Origin of the sequence: Cupriavidus gilardii (assembly GCF_008801915.1) — a bacterium.
GTDB lineage: Bacteria > Pseudomonadota > Gammaproteobacteria > Burkholderiales > Burkholderiaceae > Cupriavidus > Cupriavidus gilardii.
The window spans coordinates 1-22,202 of sequence record NZ_VZOV01000012.1; the positions used below are offsets into that span (position 1 = coordinate 1).

19 protein-coding genes and 1 pseudogene are annotated in these 22,202 nt (G+C 67.8%); 16 read left to right on the forward strand and 4 right to left on the reverse strand.

Features of this window, described 5'->3' with window-relative positions:
- From F7Q96_RS15240 to map, 3 genes and pseudogenes are all read right to left on the reverse strand, one after another.
- A pseudogene (locus F7Q96_RS15240) lies at nucleotides 1–812 on the reverse strand (pseudouridine synthase); the annotation flags it as partial.
- 21 nt (nucleotides 813–833) lie between these two features.
- Nucleotides 834–3,419, reverse strand: a complete 2,586-nt coding sequence (locus F7Q96_RS15245) for a [protein-PII] uridylyltransferase (RefSeq protein ID WP_053821657.1) — start codon at nucleotides 3,417–3,419, stop codon at nucleotides 834–836.
- A gap of 145 nt (nucleotides 3,420–3,564) precedes the next feature.
- Nucleotides 3,565–4,383, reverse strand: coding sequence for a type I methionyl aminopeptidase (gene map, locus F7Q96_RS15250; RefSeq protein ID WP_053821658.1), 819 nt, complete (start codon nucleotides 4,381–4,383; stop codon nucleotides 3,565–3,567).
- Nucleotides 4,384–4,770: 387 nt separating this feature from the next.
- Between map and rpsB the strand changes: the two genes are divergently transcribed.
- The 16 genes from rpsB to F7Q96_RS15330 all read left to right on the forward strand — a co-directional run bounded on the left by rpsB (nucleotide 4,771) and on the right by F7Q96_RS15330 (nucleotide 21,129).
- Entirely contained in the window at nucleotides 4,771–5,514 is a 744-nt protein-coding gene (gene rpsB, locus F7Q96_RS15255) for a 30S ribosomal protein S2 (protein ID WP_053821659.1), read from the forward strand.
- A 275-nt stretch (nucleotides 5,515–5,789) separates the two neighbouring features.
- A complete protein-coding gene (gene tsf, locus F7Q96_RS15260; protein ID WP_053821660.1) occupies nucleotides 5,790–6,668 on the forward strand; it encodes a translation elongation factor Ts in 879 nt (292 codons plus the stop codon).
- Between the two features lie 285 nt (nucleotides 6,669–6,953).
- A complete protein-coding gene (gene pyrH / locus F7Q96_RS15265; RefSeq protein ID WP_006578101.1) occupies nucleotides 6,954–7,664 on the forward strand; it encodes a UMP kinase in 711 nt (236 codons plus the stop codon).
- A 110-nt stretch (nucleotides 7,665–7,774) separates the two neighbouring features.
- Nucleotides 7,775–8,335: a ribosome recycling factor gene (gene frr / locus F7Q96_RS15270; RefSeq protein ID WP_053823064.1), complete on the forward strand. Its 561-nt coding sequence runs from the start codon at nucleotides 7,775–7,777 to the stop codon at nucleotides 8,333–8,335.
- A 68-nt stretch (nucleotides 8,336–8,403) separates the two neighbouring features.
- Nucleotides 8,404–9,174, forward strand: coding sequence for an isoprenyl transferase (locus F7Q96_RS15275; RefSeq protein ID WP_006578099.1), 771 nt, complete (start codon nucleotides 8,404–8,406; stop codon nucleotides 9,172–9,174).
- A gap of 44 nt (nucleotides 9,175–9,218) precedes the next feature.
- Nucleotides 9,219–10,040: a phosphatidate cytidylyltransferase gene (locus F7Q96_RS15280; RefSeq protein WP_053821661.1), complete on the forward strand. Its 822-nt coding sequence runs from the start codon at nucleotides 9,219–9,221 to the stop codon at nucleotides 10,038–10,040.
- Between the two features lie 19 nt (nucleotides 10,041–10,059).
- Nucleotides 10,060–11,256 (forward strand): 1-deoxy-D-xylulose-5-phosphate reductoisomerase, encoded by a 1,197-nt coding sequence (gene ispC / locus F7Q96_RS15285; RefSeq protein ID WP_053821662.1) that lies wholly within the window; start codon nucleotides 10,060–10,062, stop codon nucleotides 11,254–11,256.
- A gap of 14 nt (nucleotides 11,257–11,270) precedes the next feature.
- The gene (gene rseP, locus F7Q96_RS15290) at nucleotides 11,271–12,686 is read left to right on the forward strand and encodes an RIP metalloprotease RseP (RefSeq protein ID WP_053821663.1); all 1,416 of its coding nucleotides are present in this window, start codon (nucleotides 11,271–11,273) and stop codon (nucleotides 12,684–12,686) included.
- A 130-nt stretch (nucleotides 12,687–12,816) separates the two neighbouring features.
- The gene (gene bamA, locus F7Q96_RS15295) at nucleotides 12,817–15,117 is read left to right on the forward strand and encodes an outer membrane protein assembly factor BamA (RefSeq protein ID WP_053821664.1); all 2,301 of its coding nucleotides are present in this window, start codon (nucleotides 12,817–12,819) and stop codon (nucleotides 15,115–15,117) included.
- A 13-nt stretch (nucleotides 15,118–15,130) separates the two neighbouring features.
- The gene (locus F7Q96_RS15300; RefSeq protein ID WP_006577559.1) at nucleotides 15,131–15,658 is read left to right on the forward strand and encodes an OmpH/Skp family outer membrane protein; all 528 of its coding nucleotides are present in this window, start codon (nucleotides 15,131–15,133) and stop codon (nucleotides 15,656–15,658) included.
- A 34-nt stretch (nucleotides 15,659–15,692) separates the two neighbouring features.
- Complete coding sequence (gene lpxD, locus F7Q96_RS15305; protein WP_053821665.1) at nucleotides 15,693–16,799, forward strand: UDP-3-O-(3-hydroxymyristoyl)glucosamine N-acyltransferase; 1,107 nt, start codon at nucleotides 15,693–15,695, stop codon at nucleotides 16,797–16,799.
- Nucleotides 16,796–17,248 carry a 3-hydroxyacyl-ACP dehydratase FabZ gene (gene fabZ / locus F7Q96_RS15310; RefSeq protein ID WP_006577561.1) on the forward strand — a complete coding sequence of 151 codons (453 nt, stop codon included), beginning with the start codon at nucleotides 16,796–16,798 and terminating at the stop codon, nucleotides 17,246–17,248. Before lpxD ends, fabZ begins: the two co-directional genes overlap by 4 nt.
- Before the next feature lie 96 nt (nucleotides 17,249–17,344).
- On the forward strand, nucleotides 17,345–18,148 hold the full coding sequence (gene lpxA / locus F7Q96_RS15315) for an acyl-ACP--UDP-N-acetylglucosamine O-acyltransferase (protein WP_053821666.1): 804 nt from the start codon (nucleotides 17,345–17,347) through the stop codon (nucleotides 18,146–18,148).
- A gap of 107 nt (nucleotides 18,149–18,255) precedes the next feature.
- Nucleotides 18,256–19,389, forward strand: a complete 1,134-nt coding sequence (gene lpxB / locus F7Q96_RS15320; protein ID WP_226994891.1) for a lipid-A-disaccharide synthase — start codon at nucleotides 18,256–18,258, stop codon at nucleotides 19,387–19,389.
- 164 nt (nucleotides 19,390–19,553) lie between these two features.
- Entirely contained in the window at nucleotides 19,554–20,300 is a 747-nt protein-coding gene (rnhB, locus tag F7Q96_RS15325) for a ribonuclease HII (RefSeq protein ID WP_082371621.1), read from the forward strand.
- A gap of 49 nt (nucleotides 20,301–20,349) precedes the next feature.
- Nucleotides 20,350–21,129 carry a TrmH family RNA methyltransferase gene (locus tag F7Q96_RS15330; RefSeq protein ID WP_053821667.1) on the forward strand — a complete coding sequence of 260 codons (780 nt, stop codon included), beginning with the start codon at nucleotides 20,350–20,352 and terminating at the stop codon, nucleotides 21,127–21,129.
- 112 nt (nucleotides 21,130–21,241) lie between these two features.
- On the opposite strand, the gene ppsR is transcribed toward F7Q96_RS15330, so the two are convergent.
- Nucleotides 21,242–22,093, reverse strand: a complete 852-nt coding sequence (ppsR, locus tag F7Q96_RS15335; RefSeq protein ID WP_053821668.1) for a posphoenolpyruvate synthetase regulatory kinase/phosphorylase PpsR — start codon at nucleotides 22,091–22,093, stop codon at nucleotides 21,242–21,244.
- Nucleotides 22,094–22,202 lie beyond the last annotated feature (109 nt).

The following is a 22,202-nucleotide window of genomic DNA, read 5'->3' on the forward strand; positions in this document are numbered from 1 at the left end:
GCCGGGGCGGGGCGCCGCGCGTCGTCGCGGACACGGTCGCTGCCGGGTTTGGGGGCACGGCCGGCGCCGGCGCCGAAGCCGGAGCGGGCCGGGCGCAGTTCGCCGGCTTGCGCCTGCGGTCGGCGGGGACGGTCGCGCGATTCGGCTGCCGCGAAGCGTGGCGGACGCTCGCCGCGCTCGCCCGGACGGCCGCGCTGAGCGCGCTCGCCATGATCGGCGCCGAACTCGCGGCGCGGACCGGCACCGGGGCGGGCGCCGGGCCCGCTGCGATCCGCGCCAAATTCGCGACGCGGGCCGGCACCACGTTCGGTGCGTTCGCCGCGCTCGAAGCGCTGCGGCCGTTCGGTGCGCTCGCCGCGCTCGAAGCGCTGCGGCCGTTCGGTGCGTTCGCCGCGCTCGAAGCGCTGCGGCCGTTCGGTGCGCTCGCCACGCTCGAAGCGTTGCGGCCGTTCGGTGCGCTCGCTGCGTTCTCCCCAGCGTGCCGGCCGTTCGCGCGCTTCGTCGCCGAAACGGCGCGGGCCGCGTTCTTCGCCGCCCGCGCGGCGCGGACCGCGCTCGTCGCCACCAGGCCGGCGCAGGCCGCCCGCTTGCGGCGCCGGACGGCCGCCGCCTTCCTTGCGCGGCTTGCCGCCGGCTTCGGCGCGCTGCTGCGCGGCGCGCACGCCTTCGGCTACCGTCTGCACGCGGCGCCGGTTCAGGTCGGACACGCGTACCGGCCGGGTGGCACCGCTCTTGCGGGCCGGGCTGGTACCCGCGCTGGCGGCGGATTTCAGTCCCAAGGTCTTGCGCTTGGGGGAGGGTTGATCGCTCATGGTTTTCAATGGTGTCGCGGCTCAGATGTCGAGTGCCGCGAGCAGGTCCTGTTCAAGCTGGATTTCGAGCCGGTTGTCGGCGGCGAGGCGGCTGCCGTCGACCAGGAACATGTCCTCGACCCGTTCTCCCAGCGTGTTGATGCGTGCGGTATGCACGGAGATATGGTGGCGGCCCAGCACGCGGGCGATCGCGTACAGCAGGCCGGTGCGGTCGTTGGCCGACAGCTCGAGCAGGAAGTACTGCCCGCGCTCGTCGGGCCGCAGATCGACGCGCGGCTTGATCGGGAAGCTGCGCGACTGCCGCGACAGCCGGCCCTGCGACGGCTCGGGCAGCGGCGCCTGATGGGTCAGCCGCTCGCACAGTTCGTGCTCGACCAGCGCGATGATGTCGCGATAGGTGTCGCGCCCGCCGCCGACGACGCCCGGATCGAATACCTGAAAGGTGTCCAGCGCGTAGCCATGCCGCGTGGTGTGGATCTTCGCCTCCTGGATCGAGAAGCCCTTGCGCTCGAAGTAGCCGCAGATGCGGGCGAACAGGTCGGGCTGGTCCTTGGCGTAGACCGCGACCTGCAGCCCCTCGCCGGCCGGCGACACGCGGGCCTTGACCACCGGCTGCTCGCTGTCGACGCGGTGGGCCAGATGGCGCGTCAGCCAGGCGATGTCGCGCGCGTCGTGGCGCAGGAAGAAGGCCACGTCGAGCCGTTCCCACAGTGCCTCGGCGCGGGCCGGATCGAATGCCTGCAGCCGCAGCGCGGCAATGGTTTCCTCGCGCCGCTGCGCCCACAGCGAATGCGGATCGACGCGCGCGCCGCCGAGCACCCGCAGCGTGATCCGGTACAGATCCTCCAGCAGCTTGCCCTTCCACGCGTTCCAGACCTTGGGGCTGGTGCCGCGGATATCGGCCACCGTCAGCAGGTACAGCGCGGTCAGATAGCGCTCGTTGCCGACCACGCGGGCGAAGGCATGGACCACCTCGGGATCGGTCATGTCCTGCTTCTGCGCGACGTGGCTCATCGTCAGGTGGTGCTCGACCAGCCAGGCGATCAGGTTGGCGTCCTCGCGCGCGATGCCGTGCTGGCGGCAGAAGCGGCGCGCATCGGCGGTGCCGAGCTTCGAGTGGTCGCCGCCGCGGCCCTTGGCGATATCGTGGAACAGCGCGGCCAGCCACAGCACCCACGGCTTGTCGAAGTTCGCCATCAGCTGGCTGCAGAACGGGAACTCGTGGGTGTGCTCGACGATCGCGAAACGGCGCATGTTGCGCACGACCATCAGGATGTGCTGGTCCACCGTATAGACGTGGAACAGGTCGTGCTGCATCTGCCCGACGATGCGGCGGAAATTGATCAGGTAGCGGCCCAGCACGCTGGTCTGGTTCATCAGCCGCAGCGCATGCGTGATGCCCTGCGGCTCCTGGATGATGGCCAGGAACTGCTGGCGGTTGACCGGGTCGTTGCGCCAGCGCGCGTCCATGACCGTGCGCGCGTTGTACAGCCCGCGCAGCGTGCGCGGCGACAGGCCCTTGACGCCTGGGGTGCGCTCGTAAAGCAGGAACGTTTCGAGGATCGCGTGCGGATTGCGCTCGTACAGGTCGTCGCTGGTGATCTCGAGCATGCCCTGGCGCTCGACGAAACGCTCGTTCAGCACGCGCGTGACCTTCGACTCGCTGGGAAACAGCATCGCCTCGATATTGAGCAGCAGCACGCTGTTGAGCTGGGTCACCGCCTTGGCGGCCCAGTAGTAGCGCCGCATCAGCTGCTCGCTGGCGCGCTTGTTGGCGTTCTGCCGATAGCCGAAGGCCTCGGCCAGCGCGGTCTGCAGGTCGAACACCAGCACGTCCTGGCGGCGTCCGGCCAGCAGATGCAGGCGCGCGCGAATGGTCTTGAGCAGGCGCTCGTTGCGCGTCAGCTCCTGTGCCTCGCGCTCGGTCAGCAGGCCCTTGTCACGCAGCTCCTTCCAGCTGTCGCCGTAGCCCGCCGCCTGCGTCATCCACAGGATCACCTGCAGGTCGCGCAGGCCGCCCGGGCTTTCCTTGCAGTTCGGTTCGAGCGCATAGGGTGTGTCCTGGTACTTGGCGTGGCGCTGGCGCAGCTCGAGCAGCTTGGCCTGGAAGAAGGCGCGCGCGTCGAGCTCGGCGCGATAGCGCGCCTGCAGTTCGGCGAACAGCGTGCGGTTGCCGGTCACCAGCCGGGCTTCGAGCAGCGCGGTGCGGATCGTCACGTCCGCGCGCGCCTCGCGCATGCAGTCGTCGACGGTGCGTACCGACGAGCCGATCTCCAGCCCCAGGTCCCAGCACAGGCCGATGAATTTCTCCATGCGGGCGACGGTGTCCGCGTCGGGCTCGGCCGGCAACAGCAGCAGCACGTCGACGTCCGAGTGCGGGAACAGCTCGCCGCGGCCATAGCCGCCGACGGCCACCAGCGCCATGCCGGCCGGCAGCCCGAGGCCGCGCCAGCATTCGATCAGCGCGTGGTCGACCGCCTGGCGCAGCCGCGTCAGCAGCGAGCCGACCTGGCCGCCGACGGTGAAGGCGTCGAACAGCGTCTGCTTGTCGGCCTTGAGCCGGTCGCGCACGCGCGTGGCGAGCAGCAGTTCCGGGGAAGTATCCATGGCTGGGACGGGTTGGGTCGACATGGGAGCTGAGGCGGAGCGAGGCGGCGAGGGCGCGGGGAAGCTGCGAGGGTGCGGTCGGTCGGCGAACGGGCGAAATCGGCGTGGCGCAAACGACAGGGGCGCCTTCCGGCGCCCCCTGCGATCAGGCCGCGAGCGTGTCGGTGATGAAGGCGGGCGGCGCCTGCGTGCCGGCCGACACCGTCAGCACCTCGTAGCCGGTGTCGGTCACCAGCACCGTGTGTTCCCATTGCGCCGACAGGCTGCGGTCGCGCGTCTTGACGGTCCACTGGTCGGGCATCGTGCGGATGTCGCGCTTGCCGGCGTTGATCATCGGCTCGATCGTGAAGATCATGCCGGCCTGCAGTTCCATGCCGGTGCCCGGGCGGCCGTAGTGCAGGATCTGCGGGTCCTCGTGGAAGTTCTTGCCGATGCCGTGGCCGCAGTATTCGCGCACCACGCTGTAGCCGGCCGCCTCCGCGTGCTGCTGGATCACGTGGCCGATATCGCCGAGCCTGGCGCCCGGGCGGACCTGGGCGATGCCCTTCCACATGCATTCGAAGGTCACCTGGACCAGGCGCTTGGCCAGGATCGAGCCCTCGCCGACGATGAACATGCGGCTGGTGTCACCGTAATAGCCTTCCTTGGTGATCACCGTGATGTCCAGGTTCACCGCGTCGCCGTTCTTCAGCACGCGATCGCCCGGGATGCCGTGGCAGATCACGTCGTTGACCGAAGTGCAGATCGCGCCGGGGAAGGGCGGATAGCCGGGAGGCGCATAGTTCAGCGGCGCAGGTACCGTGCCTTGTACGTCACGCATATAGGCGTGGCACAGGCGGTCGAGCTCGCCGGTGGTGACGCCGGGCTTCACGAACGGCGTGATGTAGTCGAGGACTTCGCTGGCCAGCCGGCAGGCGACGCGCATCTGGGCGATGTCTTCGGCGGTCTTCAAATGGATGCTCATGCTGCGACGCGGAAAATGTGTCACGGGCGCCAAGTGGGGTTGGCGCCCGTTTCTGGATTGGCAAACCGGGATTATCGCACCATCGGCAGCCCGCCGCACCCCGCGGCGGCGAGAAGCCGGCGCCGCACCGTGACGGTGCTCACGGATCGCCGGCGTCGGTCAGGCTTGAGCGATGGCCGGGATGTTGCTACAATCGCGGGCTCGCTTGGCTTCGCCTCGCCCCTTGAATTCCTGACCTTGGGAATTGTTGGGTGCGCAACGGCGGTCCGGGCGGGTGCGGGGTGGCGCAGCCTGCCACGTCCGCGAAATCGCGAGTCCGCCCATCCGGGGTGTTCCTGTTCAGGAATGTCGGGGCGGACTTCAGACCGAACCCTTATGGAGAATTCAATGTCCGTCACCATGCGTGAAATGCTGGAAGCCGGTTGCCACTTCGGCCACCAGACCCGCTTCTGGAACCCCAAGATGGCCCCGTTCATCTTCGGCCATCGCAACAAGATCCACATCATCAACCTGGAAAAGACGCTGCCGATGTTCCAGGACGCGCTGAAGTATGTGCGTCAGCTGGCAGCGAATCGCGGCACCATCCTGTTCGTCGGCACCAAGCGCCAGTCGCGCGAGATCCTGGCCGAGGAAGCGGGCCGCGCCGGCATGCCCTACGTCGACGCCCGCTGGCTCGGCGGCATGCTGACCAACTTCAAGACGGTCAAGACCTCGATCAAGCGCCTGAAGGACATGGAAGCCGCCAAGGAAGCCGGCGCGCTGGACACCATGAGCAAGAAGGAAGCGCTGATGTTCGAGCGCGAGATGGAAAAGCTCGAGAAGTCGATCGGCGGCATCAAGGACATGGGCGGCATTCCTGACGCGATCTTCGTGGTCGACGTCGGCTACCACAAGATTGCCGTGACCGAAGCCAACAAGCTGGGCATTCCGGTGATCGGCGTGGTCGATACCAACCACTCGCCGGACGGCATCGACTATGTGATCCCGGGCAACGACGACTCGAGCAAGGCGGTGGCGCTGTACGTGCGCGGCGTCGCCGACGCGATCCTGGAAGGCCGTGCCAACGCGGTGCAGGACGTGGTCGAAGCGGTCCGCGGCAGCGACGACTTCGTCGAAGTCGAGGAAGCCTGAGGCCAGCCCCGCCGGCAGGCGGGACGGCCCGGACGGCCCTGACAGACCCGTGGCGCGCGCCGGCATCGCCGGCCGCGCGACCACCAGAAAAGGGGGCGACATGGTACGCCCCCTTTTTTGAATGCGCGCGGTGCGCGCGCAGCAAGCAGGAATGATTGTCATCCGATGTGGCTACGATCACGGCGGGTGAGTCTTTGAACACCACGCGGCCGGCCGCGGCGCGGGACATCCAGGTCCGGCGGGCGGCGGTGCGTGAACCAATCAAGGAGTGACAAATGGCGGCAATTACCGCAAGCATGGTGGCTGAACTGCGCGCGAAGACCGACGCGCCGATGATGGAGTGCAAGAAGGCCCTGACCGAGGCCGACGGCGACCTGGCCAAGGCCGAGGAACTGCTGCGCGTCAAGCTGGGCAACAAGGCCAGCAAGGCCGCTTCGCGCGTGACCGCCGAAGGCGTGGTCGCCGCGTTCATCGACGGCACCACCGGCGCGCTGGTCGAACTGAACTGCGAGACCGATTTCGTCTCGAAGAACGACGACTTCCTGGGCTTCTCGGCCAAGGTCGCCGAGCTGGTCGCCAAGCAGAACCCGGCCGACGTGGCCGCGCTGTCGGCGCTGCCGCTGGACGGCCAGACCGTCGACCAGGTCCGTGCCGCGCTGATCGGCAAGATCGGCGAGAACATGACGATCCGCCGTTTCGCCCGCTATGACGGCGGCGGCAAGCTGGTCTCGTACCTGCACGGCACCCGCATCGGCGTGATGGTCGAGTTCGACGGCGATGAAGTCGCCGCCAAGGACGTCGCCATGCACATCGCGGCGATGAAGCCGGTGGCGCTGTCGTCGGCCGACGTGCCGGCCGAGCTGATCGCCAAGGAGCGCAGCATCGCCGAGCAGAAGGCCGCCGAGTCGGGCAAGCCGGCCGAGATCACCGCCAAGATGGTCGAAGGCTCGGTGCAGAAGTACCTGAAGGAAGTCTCGCTGCTGAACCAGCCGTTCGTGAAGAACGACAAGCAGACCGTCGAGCAGATGCTCAAGGCCGCCAACACCACGGTCAAGGGCTTCACGCTGTACGTGGTCGGCGAGGGCATCGAGAAGCGCCAGGACGACTTCGCCGCCGAAGTGGCCGCGCAGGTCGCCGCCGCGCAGAAGGGCTGATATCCCGGGCGGGAGGCAGGCGCCGGTCTGGCGCCATGACGGCCCGCCGTATAATCCCGAGGGGCACCGCGAGGTGCCCCTCGGCACAAGAAGAGAGAACAATGGCGCGTGCCGGCCTGCGAGCCGCACGCGGAGCCCGTTTTCGCCGTCGCCCGTTTTGACTGGCATCGCCCTCGAGGCCCTGCCGACGCGCCCGGGCCACGGGGAAAGCCGGCTTGGTCCCGGCGGCATCCGCCCTCCGGGGCAAGGCCCAGATCGAAGACTCGAACCAGCCCGAGGGTGAATATGCCAGCCTACAAGCGCGTCCTTCTGAAACTGTCCGGTGAGGCCCTGATGGGCGACGATGCCTTCGGCATCAACCGGTCCACGATCGAAGGCATGGTCAATGATATTGCCGAGATCGTGAAGCTCGGCGTGCAGGTGGCAGTGGTGATCGGCGGCGGCAACATCTTCCGCGGCGTCGCCGGCGGCGCCGCCGGCATGGACCGCGCGACTGCCGACTACATGGGCATGCTGGCCACGATGATGAACGCGCTGGCGCTGCAGGACGCGATGCGGCACGCCAATATCGAGGGCCGGGTGCAATCGGCGCTGCGCATGGACCAGGTGGTCGAGCCCTATATCCGCCCGCGCGCGATCCGCCAGCTGGAAGAAGGCAAGGTCGTGATCTTCGCCGCCGGCACCGGCAATCCGTTCTTCACCACCGATACCGCGGCCGCGCTGCGCGGCTCCGAGATCGGTGCCGAGGTGGTGCTCAAGGCCACCAAGGTCGACGGTGTCTATACCGCCGATCCGAAGAAGGACCCCAGCGCCACGCGCTACACCACGATCAGCTTCGACGAGGCGATCTCCCGCAATCTGCAGGTGATGGACGCCACCGCCTTCGCGCTGTGCCGCGACCAGAAGCTGCCGATCAAGGTGTTCTCGATCGTCAAGCCGGGCGCGCTCAAGCGCGTGATCCTGGGCGAGGACGAGGGTACGCTGGTCCACGTTTGAGGCGCCTTGCGGGCCCGCCGCGAGGTGGCGCACGCAACGGCACAGAGTAGAATGATTCGTTTTCGGCCCCGTCCGCCGGGGTCATGGCAGCCAGTTTTCCGGAGGTTATGATGAGCGTCGCCGACATCAAGAAGAGCGCCGAGCAGAAGATGCAGAAGACCATCGAAGCGTTCAAGGCCGATCTGGCCAAGATCCGCACGGGTCGTGCGCACACCGGTCTGCTCGACCATGTCCAGGTCGAATACTATGGCTCGCCGGTGCCCATCAGCCAGGTCGCCAATATCGGCCTGGCCGATGCCCGCACCATCAGCGTGCAGCCGTGGGAAAAGAAGATGGTCGCCGCGGTCGAGAAGGCCATCCGCGACGCCGACCTGGGCCTGAACCCCGCCACCATGGGCGAGGTGATCCGCGTGCCGATGCCCCCGCTGACCGAGGAGCGCCGCAAGGAGCTGACCAAGGTGGTCAAGGGCGAGGGCGAGAGCGCCAAGGTGGCGGTGCGCAATCTGCGCCGCGACGCGAACGAACAGTTCAAGAAGCTGGTCAAGGACAAGAGCATCTCGGAAGACGACGAGCGCCGCGGCCAGGACGAGGTGCAGAAGCTGACCGACCGCTATGTCGCCGAGATCGACAAGCTGGTCGCCGAGAAGGACAAGGAGATCATGACGGTCTGAGCCACGGCGCAGCGCGCCAGCCCCGCAGGGACTGGCGCGGCGCCGCCGCCCGGGACCCGTCCACCATCATGCACATCAGTTCCACACTCGCCATCCCCGAGACCGGTTACGTACCGGCCCACGTCGCCATCATCATGGATGGCAACGGGCGCTGGGCCACGCAGCGGCATCTGCCGCGGGTCGCCGGCCATAGCCGCGGCCTGGATGCGGTACGTACCGTGGTGGAGGCGTGCGCGGTGCGTGGGGTCAAGTACCTGACGCTGTTCGCCTTCAGTTCGGAGAACTGGCGGCGGCCGGCCGACGAGGTCACCTTCCTGATGCGGCTGTTCATGATGTCGCTGCGGCGCGAAGTGGTGAAGATGCACGCCAACAATATCCGCCTGAAGGTGGTTGGCGACCTGACCCGCTTCAGCCCGCGCATCCAGCAGCTGATTGCCGACGCCGAGCGCCGCACCGCGGGCAATACCGGCCTGACGGTGACCATCGCGGCCAACTATGGCGGCCGCTGGGACCTGCTGCAGGCAGTGCGCAAGATGCTGCTGCAGCAGCCGATGCTCGACCCCTCGACGATCGAGGAATCGACGCTGGCGCCGCACCTGGCAATGGCCTACGCGCCGGAGCCGGACCTGTTCATTCGCACCGGGGGCGAGCAGCGCATCAGCAATTTCCTGCTGTGGCAGCTGGCCTATTCCGAGCTGTATTTCACCGACGTGTTCTGGCCCGACTTCGATGCGGCCGAACTGGACAAGGCGTTCGCCTCGTACCGGCAGCGCGAACGGCGTTTCGGCCGCACCAGCGCGCAGGTCGTGGCGCCGTCCGGGCTGTCCGGCACCGCTTGAGCGGGCCGGCCGCTCGCCATCGAACCAACCCGGACTCGCAGCGCATGCTCCTTACCCGTGTCATCACCGCCCTGTGCCTGTTGCTGCTGATCCTGCCGATCCTGTTCCTGGCGCCGCCCGCGGCGCTGGCCGGCCTGATGGCGGTGATCGTCGCGCTGGCCGCCTGGGAATTCGGCCGCCTGCTCGGCCTGCGCGGCGCTGGACCGTGGATCTACGCGATCGCCTGCGTGGTCGCGATGATCGCCTGGCATGACCTGCCGGCGCGCGGCGCGATGCTGTGGCTGCTGCAGGCCTCGGTGGTCGCCTGGGGCGTCGCCATCGTGCTGCTCGCGCGCGGCGTGCGCAAGGCCACGCCGGCCTTCGCGATCGTGGCCGGCCTGGTCGGCCTGGTGATCCTGCCCGCGTTCGGCCATGCCGCGATGCTGTTGCGCGGGCTCGGCGTCGGCGTGCTGCTGTCGGCCGCGGCGCTGGTCTGGGCCGCCGATATCGGCGCCTATTTCGTCGGCAAGGCGATCGGCCGCCGCAAGCTCGCGCCGTCCATCAGCCCCGGCAAGTCGTGGGAAGGCGCGATCGGCGGCTGGCTGTTTGCGCTTGCCGTCGCGCTGTCGCTGGCGGCCACCCATGCGTTTGCACCGACCTGGTTCGATCGTGTCGCCGACCGCAGCGGTCTGCTGACGGTGGCGCTGCTGACCACGCTGATGGTGATCGCCAGCGTGGTAGGCGACCTGTTCGAATCGCTGCTCAAGCGGCAGGTCGGCAAGAAGGACAGCAGCCGGCTGCTGCCGGGCCATGGCGGCGTGCTCGACCGCATCGACGCGTTGCTGCCGGTATTGCCGCTGGCGGCGTTGCTGATCCTGTATCTCTGATTTTCCCCAGGCCTCTTTCATGCGTCGCATTACCGTCCTTGGCGCCACCGGCTCGATCGGCGACAGCACGCTGGACGTGATCCGGCGCCATCCCGAGCGCTACGCCGTACATGCGCTGACCGCGCATCGGCAGATCGACAAGCTGGCCGAGCGCTGCGCCGAGTTCCGTCCGGCGCGGGCGGTGGTCGGCAGCGACAGCGCCGCGGCCGAACTGCGCGAGCGGCTGCGCCTCGCCGGCGTCGGCACCGAGGTGCTGCACGGGGACGCGGCGCTGGCCGAGGTGGCCGCCGACGCCGAGGCCGATACCGTGATGGCGGCGATCGTCGGCGCCGCCGGGCTGCGGCCGACGCTGGCCGCGGCGCAGGCCGGCAAGCGGGTGCTGCTGGCCAACAAGGAGGCGCTGGTGATGTCCGGCGCCATCTTCATGGACGCGGTGCGCGAGCATGGCGCGACGCTGCTGCCGATCGACAGCGAGCACAACGCGATCTTCCAGTGCCTGCCGTTCGACGATCCGCGCTATCGGGCCGGCGTCGCCCGCGTGGTGCTGACCGCCTCGGGCGGGCCGTTCCGCACGCGCGATCCGGCCTCGCTGCACGACATTTCCCCCGACGAGGCCTGCGCCCATCCGAACTGGGTGATGGGGCGCAAGATCTCGGTCGATTCGGCCACGATGATGAACAAGGGCCTGGAGGTGATCGAGGCCCACTGGCTGTTCGGCGCGCCGGCCGAGCGCATCGACGTGCTGATCCACCCGCAGAGCATCGTCCATTCGATGGTCGCGTACGCCGACGGCTCGGTGCTGGCGCAGCTGGGCAACCCCGACATGCGCACGCCAATCGCTTACGGTCTCGCCTATCCCGAACGGATCGATGCCGGCGTCTCGCCGCTGGACCTGGTCGCGGCCGGCACGCTCGCTTTCGAGACGCCGGACCTGCAGCGCTTTCCGTGCCTGGCGCTCGCCTTCGACGCGCTGCGCGCCGGTGGCGTGGCACCCGCGGTGCTGAACGCCGCCAACGAGATCGCGGTCGACAGCTTCCTGCAGGGCGCGATCCGCTTCACCGAGATCGCCAACGTGGTCGCGCGCGTGCTCGAGCAGGGCCCGCGCCATGCGGCCGACTCCCTCGACGCGGTGCTGCAGGCCGACCGGCAGGCCCGTGCGCTGGCCCGGACGCTGGTGCACGCAGGCGCCAGCGCCGGCGCGGCCACGCCAGGCTGAACCGGATCGCCGCCATGCAGACCATTCTTGCCTTCATCGTTGCGCTCGGCATCCTGATCTACGTGCACGAGATGGGCCATTACCTGGCCGCGCGCGCCTGCGGCGTCAAGGTGTTGCGCTTCTCGATCGGCTTCGGCCGTCCGCTGCTGCGCTGGGTGTCGCGTCATCGCGACCGCACCGAATGGACGCTCGCGGCGATTCCGCTGGGCGGCTACGTCAAGATGCTCGACGAGCGCGAACGCGATCCCGAGCGCGATCCTCCCTACGATCCCGCCGACCTGCCGCGCGCGTTCAACCGGCAGCCGGTCGTCAAGCGCATCGCCATCGTCGCGGCCGGGCCGGTCGCCAATTTCCTGCTGGCGATCGTGCTGTATTTCACGCTGTTCGCCGGCGGCATGCAGGAGCCCGCGCCGGTGCTGGCCGCCCCGGTGGCCGGTACCGCGGCGGCCCAGGCCGGCGTGCGCGAGGGCGACCGCGTGCTCGCGCTGACCGCCAACGACGAGACCGAGGCGGTGCGCTCGTGGAACGATCTGCGCATGGCCGTGATGGCGCAGGGATTCGATGGCGCCGGCGCGGTGCTGCGCGTGCGCGGTGCCGACGGCGCCGAACGCGACCTGACCATCGCGCGGCTGCCCAGCACCGGCGGCGATCCCGAGCGCGATCCGCTGGCGACGCTGGGGCTCGCGCTCAAGGGCGGGCCGGTGACGATCCGCGAGGTGCTGCCCGATTCGGCCGCCGAACGCGCCGGCCTGCGCGCCGGCGACCGCGTGCTGGCATGGCAGGGCGAACCGATCCGTCAGGCCGATCAGCTGATCCGCGCGGTGCGCGCCAATCCGGGCGTGCAGGCGACGCTGTCGATCGAGCGCGATGGCAGCGCGCTGCAGGTGCCGGTGAAGGTCGACGCGGTGCCCGACGACAGCGAAGGGGCGCAGCAGAAGGCGAAGGAGGGCGGCGGCAAGGCCGCGACCGCCGGCAAGCTCGGCGCGGCGCTGACGCAGGCCGTGCAGATGGAGACCGTGCGCGATGCCCCGCTGCAGGCGCTGGCCCGTGCCGGCCAGCAGGTGTGGGACACCAGCGTGCTGTCGCTGAAGCTGCTCGGCCGCATGCTGATCGGCCAGGCCTCGCTGCAGAACCTCAGCGGTCCGCTGACCGTCGCCGATTACGCAGGCAAGGCGGCGAACCTCGGCTGGCAACCGTTCGTCGGCTTCCTGGCGCTGGTCAGCGTCAGCCTCGGCGTATTGAATTTGTTACCCATTCCGGTATTGGACGGGGGGCATTTGCTGTATTATTGCGTTGAATTTTTGACTGGCAGGCCCGTTCCAGACCACTGGCAGGCTGTGCTGCAGAAGGTCGGCATTGCCTGCATCTTGCTCCTGACTTCGCTCGCCTTGTTCAACGACGTCAGCCGCCTGTTTCTCGCGCGCAGCTAGAATCCGGTGCGCAATGACGTAGCGGCGTGCCGCGGCACCGGCCACGGCGACCCGTTGCGGACCTCGTCGCGAGGCCGCCCGGCGAAGCATCAGAGCCCAATCCTGCATGGAATCAAAGAGGGGATCAAGATTGATCAGACATAAGCGCATCTCGCTTAGCATGCTGGCGAGTGCCATCATCGCGGCCTGGGCACCGGCGGGCTGGGCCGCGGATCCGTTTGTGGTCAGGGATATTCGGGTCGAGGGTCTGCAACGGGTCGAGCCCGGCACGGTCTTCGGCTATCTGCCAGTCAAGGTAGGCGAGACCTTCACCGACGACAAGGGCGCCGACGCGATCCGCGCGCTCTACAACACCGGCTTCTTCAAGGACGTGCAGATCCGCGCCGAGGACGGCGTGCTGGTGGTCCACGTCGAGGAACGCCCGGCCATCTCGCAGCTCGAGTTCGTCGGCATCAAGGAATTCGACAAGGATACGCTGCGCCGTTCGCTGCGGGCCGTCGGCGTGGCCGAGGCGCGCTACTACGACCGCGCGCTGATCGACAAGGCCGAGCAGGAACTGAAGCGCCAGTACGTCGCGCGCGGCTACTACGCGGCCGAGGTGCAGACGACGATCACGCCGGTGGACCGCAACCGCGTCTCGGTCGTGTTCAACGTCGACGAAGGGCCGATCGCCAAGATCCGGCAGATCAATATCGTCGGCAACAAGGCCTTCAAGGAAGGCACGCTGCGCGACGAGATGCAGCTGTCGACGCCGAACTGGCTGTCCTGGTACACCAAGAACGACCTGTATTCGAAGCAGAAGCTGACGGCCGACCTCGAGGCGCTGCGCTCGTTCTACCTGAACCGCGGCTATCTCGAGTTCGCGATCGAATCGACCCAGGTGTCGATCACGCCGGACAAGAAGGACATCTACCTGACGCTGAACATCAAGGAAGGCGAGCAGTACAAGGTGTCCGACATCCGCCTGGCGGGCGAGCTGCTCGGCAAGCAGGAAGAAATGGAGAAGCTGCTGACCCTGAAGAAGGGCGACATCTTCTCGTCGGAAAAGCTGACGCAGAGCACCAAGGCCATCACCGACCTGATGGGCACCTATGGCTATGCGTTCACCACGATCAATCCGCAGCCGCAGATCGACCGCGAGAAGCGCGAGGTCGCGCTGACGCTGATGGTCGACCCGGGTCGCCGCGTCTACGTGCGCCGCGTCAACGTGGTCGGCAACAGCAAGACGCGTGACGAGGTGGTGCGCCGCGAGATGCGCCAGATGGAAAGCTCGTGGTTCGACAGCGAGAAGCTGACGCAATCGCAGGCCCGCATCAACCGCACCGGCTACTTCACCGACACCAACATCACCACCGAGGACGTGCCGGGCGCGCCCGACCAGGTCGATGTGAACGTCAACGTCACCGAGAAGCCGACCGGCCAGATCAGCCTTGGCATGGGCTTCTCGTCGACCGACAAGCTCGTGCTGCAGGCCGGCCTGCGCCAGGACAACGTGTTCGGTTCGGGTACCAGTCTGGGCCTGGACGTCAACACCGCGAAGTCGTTCCGCACGATTGCCCTGACGCAGTACGACCCGTATTTCACCGTCGACGGCATCAGCCGCTCCACCGACATTTACTACCGGACCTCGCGCCCGCTGTACTACATCGGGGACCAGGACTACCGGATCGTGTCGACCGGCGGCGGCTTCAAGTTCGGCGTGCCGTTCTCCGAGAACGACACGGTGTTCTTCGGCATCGGCTACGAGCGGACCGAACTGACGGTGTCGAACAATACGCCGATCCAGTACCAGCGCTGGGTGCGCGAGAACGGTGACGTCACCAACAACTTCCCGTTCACGATCGGCTGGGCGCGCGATCGCCGCGACAGCGCGCTGATCCCGACCAAGGGCCCGTACACGCAGGCCAACCTCGAAGTGGGCCTGCCCGGCATCGGCGATACGCAGTACTACCGCGCCACGCTGCAGCAGCAGTACTACTATCCGCTGTCGAAAGCCTTCACGCTGGCATTTAACGGCGAAATCGCCTACGGTCACGGCTATGCCGGCAAGGACTTCCCGGTCTTCAAGTACTTCTACGCCGGCGGTATCGGCTCGGTGCGCGGCTACCAGACCAGCACGCTGGGCCCGAAGGACCAGAACGGCAACCCGATCGGTGGCGCCTCGAAGGTGATCGGCAACGTCGAATTCATCTTCCCGCTGCCGGGCTCCGGCGTGGACCGCACGCTGCGGCTCTTCACGTTCTTTGATTTCGGTAACGTGTACCAGGAAGGCGAGGCGCCGCGCTTCAGCGACCTGCGGTATTCGACCGGTCTCGGCCTGTCGTGGCTGTCGCCGATCGGTCCGCTGAAGGTCAGCGTGGGCTTCCCGCTCAAGCGCGAAGAGGGCGACCGCACCCAGCGCTTCCAGTTCCAGATCGGTACCGCGTTCTGACAGAGGTCGATTCATGAAAAATACAACCCGCATCATCCAGTCGTTCGCCGTCGCCGCCGCAGCGGCGGCCGCGCTGACGGTGGCCGCGCCCGCCGGCGCGCAGGAAACCCGCATTGCCGCCGTCAATTCCGAGCGCATCCTGCGCGATTCGCAGCCGGCCAAGCAAGCCCAGGTCAAGCTGGAGCAGGAGTTCTCCAAGCGCGACCGCGAGCTGCAGGACATGGCCCAGAAGATCAAGGGCATGGCCGACCGGCTCGACAAGGACACCGCCGTGCTGGCGGACGCCGACCGCCAGCGCCGTCAGCGCGAGCTGGCCGACCTGGACCGCGAATTCCAGCGCAAGCAGCGCGAGTTCCGCGAGGACCTGAACCAGCGCCGCAACGAGGAACTGGCGCAGGTGCTCGAGCGCGCCAACCGCGTGATCCGGCAACTGGCCGAGCAGCGCAAGTACGATCTGATCGTGCAGGAAGCGGTCTACGTCAATCCGCGCATCGACATCACCGACGATGTGATGAAGGCCCTGAACGCCGGCGGCAAGTAAGCCGTCCGCGTTCGTCGTTCCAGGAAGTACCGCGATGAAGACACCCACACTGGGTCAGCTCGCCACGGACACCGGCGCGCAAGTTGTGGGTGATCCCACGCTGGCCGTGCGCGGCCTCGCGCCGCTCGATCAGGCAGGGGAAGGGCAGCTGTCCTTCCTGTCCAATCCGCTGTATCTGCCCCAGGCGCTGACCTCGTCGGCCGCCGCGGTGATCGTCTCGCCGGCCGACCTCGACCGCATTCGCGAGCAGGGCCGAGCCGACGGCCGCAACTGGCTGGTCGCGCGCAACCCGTACGTCTGCTTCGCGCGCATCGCCCAGCAATTCGACCGCGCCGCCAACCAGGACCCGCGTACCGGCATCGATCCGCGCGCCAGCGTCGCGGATGATGCGGTGGTGCCCGCCTCCTGCCATATCGGCCCTAATGTCGTGATCGAAGCCGGCGCCCGGCTCGGCGAGCGCGTGCGCGTGCTGGCCAATACCTATATCGGCGCCGGCGCGCAGATCGGCGACGACACGCTGCTGTACGCCAACGTATCGATCTATCACGGTTGCGTGGTCGGGCAACGCTGCATCGTCCACAGCGGCGCGGTGATCGGCGCCGACGGTTTCGGTTTTGCGCCGGACATCCGCCCGGACGGCGTCGAGTACGTCAAGATTCCGCAGACCGGCCGCGCGGTGCTCGGCAACGATGTCGAGATCGGCGCCAACACCGCGATCGACCGCGGCGCGATGGGCGATACCGTGGTCGAGGACGGCTGCAAGATCGATAATCAGGTCCAGATCGCGCATAACGTGCGCGTCGGCGCCCATACCGTGATCGCCGGCTGCGCCGCGATCGCGGGCAGTACCAAGGTAGGCCGCTTCTGCGTGATCGGCGGCTCGGCCAATTTCGCCGGCCATCTGCAGATCGCCGATCGCACCACGGTATCGGGCGGGACCTCGATCACCAAATCGATCGCGAAGCCGGGCCAGCATTTCACCAGCGTGTTTCCCTTCCTGCCGCATGGCGACTGGGAGCGCAACGCCGCCATCGTGCGGGGGCTATCCAAACTGCGCGAACGCGTGGTGCAACTGGAGAAGCGCCTGCGCGGGCAGGGCCCGGACGCCACGACAAAGAATACGGAAGAGAAATCATCATGACCGCCACCGACATCGACATCCGCCAGATCCTGAAGCTGTTGCCGCATCGCTACCCGATCCTGCTGGTGGATCGCGTGCTCGAATTCGAACCGCAGAAACGGATCAAGACGCTGAAGAACGTCACCATCAACGAGCCGTACTTCCAGGGCCATTTCCCCGGCGCGCCGGTGATGCCGGGCGTGATGATCCTCGAAGCGCTGGCGCAGTCGGCTGGCCTGCTGACCTTCGGCGCCGACATGGAGCGCAAGGAAGGCTCGCTGTACTACTTCGTCGGCATCGACGGCGCGCGCTTCAAGCAGGTTGTCTATCCTGGCGATCAGCTGCATATGCATGTCTCGGTCGAGCGCTATATCCGCGGCATCTGGAAATTCAAGGCCCACGCGACCGTCGACGACAAGGTCGCCTGCGAGGCCGAGCTGATGTGCACCGTCAAGCAGGCCGACGCCTGAAGCCACGGCGCCCGGCGCCGTCTTGACGCGGCGCCCGTGAACGCGAATGCGAACGCGGGCGCGCCGCCCACCACAAGATCGATAGGACTTTCACGCATGACGCAAATCCATCCCACCGCCCTGGTCGACCCGAAGGCCGAACTGGCGGCCGACGTCAGCGTCGGACCGTTTTCCATCGTCGGTCCCCATGTACGGATCGGCAGCGGTACCGTGATCGGTTCGCACACCACGATCGACGGCCACACCACCGTCGGCGCGGACAACCGCATCGGACCGTACGCCTCGGTCGGCGGCGCGCCGCAGGACATGAAGTACCGCGACGAGCCGACCCGGCTGGTGATCGGTGACCGCAACCGCATCCGCGAATTCACCACGATCCATACCGGCACGGTGCAGGACGAGGGCGTGACCAGCATCGGCAACGACAACTGGATCATGGCGTACGTGCATATCGCGCACGACTGCCGCGTCGGCAACCACACCGTGTTCTCGAGCAATGCGCAGATCGCCGGCCACGTGCAGGTTGGCGACTGGGCCATCCTCGGCGGCATGAGCGGGGTGCACCAGTTCGTGCGCATCGGCGACCACGCGATGCTCGGTGGCGCCTCGGCGCTGGTGCAGGACGTGCCGCCGTTCGTGATCGCGGCCAGCGACAAGAACGGCAACAAGGCCACGCCGCACGGCATCAACGTCGAAGGGCTGCGCCGGCGCGGTTTCGACGCCGGCCAGATCGCCGCGCTGCGCCAGGCCTACAAGCTGCTGTACAAGTCGGACCTGGGCTTCGACCAGGCGCAGGCCGAGATCGGCCAGATGCTGGCCCAGGCCGATGCGAGCACCGCCGTGCCGCTGCGCGCCTTCCTCGAGTTCATCGCCGCGACCAAGCGCGGCATCGTGCGCTGAAGCCCGGCGTCGCCATGGCCGACGCGAAAATGCAGCCGATTCCGGTCATCGAACCCCAGGCCGCCGCCGCGGCGTCGGCGCTGCCCGGATTGCGTGGCGAGATCGCGATGGTGGCCGGCGAGGCCTCCGGCGATCTGCTGGCCTCGCTGCTGTTGTCCGGGCTGCGCGCGCGGCTCGGCGACGCGGTGTCCTACTCGGGCATCGGCGGCTCGCGCATGATGTCGCAGGGCTTCGTCTCGCATTGGCCGATGGAGACGCTGTCGGTCAACGGCTATGTCGAGGTGCTGGGCTCGCTGCGCGAGATTCTGGCGACGCGGCGCGCGATCCGCGACCGCCTGCTGGCCGATCCGCCGCTGTGCTTCATCGGCGTCGACGCGCCGGACTTCAACTTCGGCCTCGAAGTGCCGCTGCGCCGCGCCGGCATTCCGGTGGTCCACTTCGTCAGCCCGTCGATCTGGGCCTGGCGGGGCGGGCGCATCCGCACCATCGCGAAGGCCGTCGACCACATCCTCTGCCTGTTCCCGTTCGAGCCGGAGATCTACGCCAAGGCCGGCATTGCGGCGACCTATGTCGGCCACCCGCTGGCCGACGTGATCCCGATGGTGCCCGACGTCGACGGCGCGCGGGCCAGGCTGGGCCTGCCGGCCGGGCGCCGCGTGGTCGCGGTGCTGCCGGGGAGCCGGCAGTCCGAGGTCCGGCACCTGGGCGCGACGTTCTTCGCCGCGATGGACCAGATGCGGCAGATGGACAACGCGCTGGCCTTCGTCGTGCCGGCCGCCAATGCCTCGCTGCGGGCGGTGATCGAATCGCATGCCGCCGAGTATCCCGAGCTCGATGTCACGATCGTCGATGGCCAGTCGCATCTGGCGATGGAGGCGGCCGACGTGGTGCTGCTGGCCAGCGGCACCGCGACGCTGGAGGCGGCGTTGTACAAGAAGCCGATGGTGATCTCGTACAAGGTGCCCTGGCTGACCGCGCAGATCATGAAGCGGCAGGGCTATTTGCCCTATGTCGGCCTGCCGAATATCCTGTCGGGACGCTTCGTCGTTCCGGAGCTGCTGCAGGACGACGCCACGCCCGAGGCGCTGGCGCGCGAGACGCTGCTGCAGCTGAACGATCAGGACAACACCGCCTTCCTGTACGAGCACTTCACGCAGATGCACCAGACCCTGCGCCGCAATACCGCCGACATCGCCGCCGACGTGGTGGTCGATCTGCTGTGCAGCCGGAGGGCCGGCTGATGGCGCGGCTGCCCGCGCGCCAGCCCGGCTCCGGCACCCCTGCCGCCAAGGCAGCCAAGACGGGTGCGGCTGCCAGGACCACCAAGGCGACAAGGTCTGGCAAGGCGGCCCGGGCCGCCGCCGCCGAGGCGCAGCTCGGCCTGTCGCTGTCGCCGGCCGCGGCGATGGCGCAGCGGCTGTGCGGCGTCGACGAGGCCGGACGCGGGCCGCTGGCCGGCCCGGTGTTCGCCGCCGCGGTGGTGCTCGATCCGGCCAGGCCGATCGAGGGCCTGGCCGACTCCAAGATCCTGACCGCGGCCCGGCGCGAAGCGCTGTTCGACGAGATCTGTTCGCGCGCGATGGCGTGGCATATCGCCTTTGCCACGGTGGAGGAAATCGACACGCTGAACATCCTGCACGCGACGATGCTGGCGATGCAGCGCGCGGTGCACGGCGTCGCCGCCTGCGGCATCGCGCCGGACCTGGTGCAGGTCGACGGCAACCGCTGCCCGCACGTGCCGTATCCGGTCGAAGCGGTGATCAAGGGCGATGCCACCGTGCAGGCGATTTCCGCCGCATCGATCCTCGCCAAGGTCGCGCGCGATCGCGAACTGGTCGCGCTGCACGCGCAGTTTCCCGAGTACGGCTTCGACAGCCACGTCGGCTACGGCACGCCGCAGCATCTGCTGGCGCTGGCGCGCTTCGGCGCCACGCCGCATCACCGCCGCTCGTTCGCGCCGGTGCGCGAGGCGCTGGCGCGCGGGCCACTCGGCCCGGACGCATTGCTGCCAGCGGGCGGGTTGGACAGCGCCGCCGCTGGCCTGCGGCCTTCGCCGGACGAACTGGCCGAGACCATTGACGCGTTCGATGCGCTCGACGCGATCGAGGACGCCCTCGGTGCGGCCGTCAGCCCCGGGGCGGCGCTGTCGTGAGCCGCTGCGGCATGACCTTGCGGCATAACGTAGAACAACGTGGATTAACGTGAAGCACGTCAGCTCGCGCGACAACGCGCTGTTCAAGCACCTGAAGGCCCTGACCGGCTCGACCCATCAGCGGCGCAAGGCCGGGCAATCGGTGCTCGACGGGGTTCATCTGGCCGACGCCTATCTGGCCGCGCTGGGCCAGCCGGTCAGCTGCGTGGTGTCGGAGCGCCATCTCGACCACCCCGAGGTCGCCGCGCTGCTGGCCCGCATCGACGATCAGCGCATCGTGGTGCTGGCCGACGCGCTGTTCGCGCAGATTACCGGTGTGGTCAACGGCATCGACCTGATGCTGGTGATCGATACTCCCGCGGGGCACCTGCCGGCAAGCATCGACGCCGACTGCATCGTGCTGGACGGCGTGCAGGACGCCGGCAATGTCGGCTCGATCCTGCGCAGCGCCGCGGCCGCCGGCATCCAGCACGCGTTCCTCGGCACCGGCTGCGCCTTCGCGTGGTCCACCAAGACGCTGCGCGCGGCGATGGGCGCCAACTTCCACCTGAATATCGTCGAGCACTGCACGGTCGAGATGCTGGCGCCGCGGCTGGCGGTGCCGCTGCTGGCGACCTCGTCGCACGCGGAAGCGGCGCTGTTCGACACGGACCTGCGCGGGCCGGTCGGCTGGGTGGTCGGCAATGAAGGGGCGGGGGTCAGCGCCGAATGGATGGCGCACGTGCAGCGCACCGTCGGCATTCCGCAGCCCGGCGGGCTCGAATCGCTGAACGTCGCCGCCGCTACCGCGGTGTGCCTGTTCGAGGCGGTACGGCAGCGGCGGGGGTAGCCGGGCAGGGCGACGCGACGTATGCGGGCCGGCGACACGGCGTGCATGCCGCCATCGCGCTCCCCGCTCCCGCACGGCGGGAGAAGGGGAAAGCAAAGAGGGAAACGCTCCCTCAGTAATTGTCCCGATCGACCTTGATCTCCTGCAGGATCGTGGTGGCGATCTCCTCGATCGACTTGTGCGTCGACGACAGCCATTTGATCCCTTCGCGGCGCATCATGATCTCCGCTTCGTTGACCTCATAGCGGCAATTCTCCAGCGATGCGTATTTGCTGCCGGGTCGCCGTTCATTGCGGATCTCGGACAGCCGTTGCGGATCGATCGACAAACCGAAGATCTTCGGCTTGAAATCGTACAGCGCCGACGGCAGCTTGCCGCGTTCGAAATCGTCGGGAATCAGCGGGTAATTGGCCGCCTTCAGCCCATATTGCATCGCCAGGTACAGGCTCGTCGGGGTCTTGCCGCTGCGCGATACGCCCACCAGGATCACGTCGGCCTCGGCCAGATTCTTGTGCGACTGGCCGTCGTCGTGGGCCAGCGAGAAATTGATCGCCTCGATCCGGTTCTTGTACGCCTCGGTGTCGGCATTCTGGTGAAAGCGTCCGATCGCATGAGTCGATTTCAGCCCCAATTCCTTTTCGAGCGGCTCGATAAAGGTCTGGAACATGTCCAGAATCATGCCCTTGGCGCGGCGCAGCGCCTTGTTCGACTCGGCATTGACCAGCGTGGTGAAGACGATCGGCGGCACGCCTTCGGCATAGAAGGCCTCGTTGATCTTGCCGACCGCCATATGCGCCTTTTCCGGCGTATCGATAAAGGGCATTCGCACCTTGCGAAAGCGCATCTCGAACTGGGCCAGGATCGAATGACTGAATGTTTCGGCGGTGATCCCGGTGCCGTCCGAGACGATAAATACGGTGCGGACGGCCGGCTTGTCGGCGCGCGGCGCGGCGGGGGAATCCATGTCTGAACAATTATTTTGGGGCCTGCCGCACGCGAAAGTGCGGTGCGGCACGGTAGAATAGCGGCGATCTTTTCGCTAAGCAATTGCACGGCGCGCCACGCGCGGGACG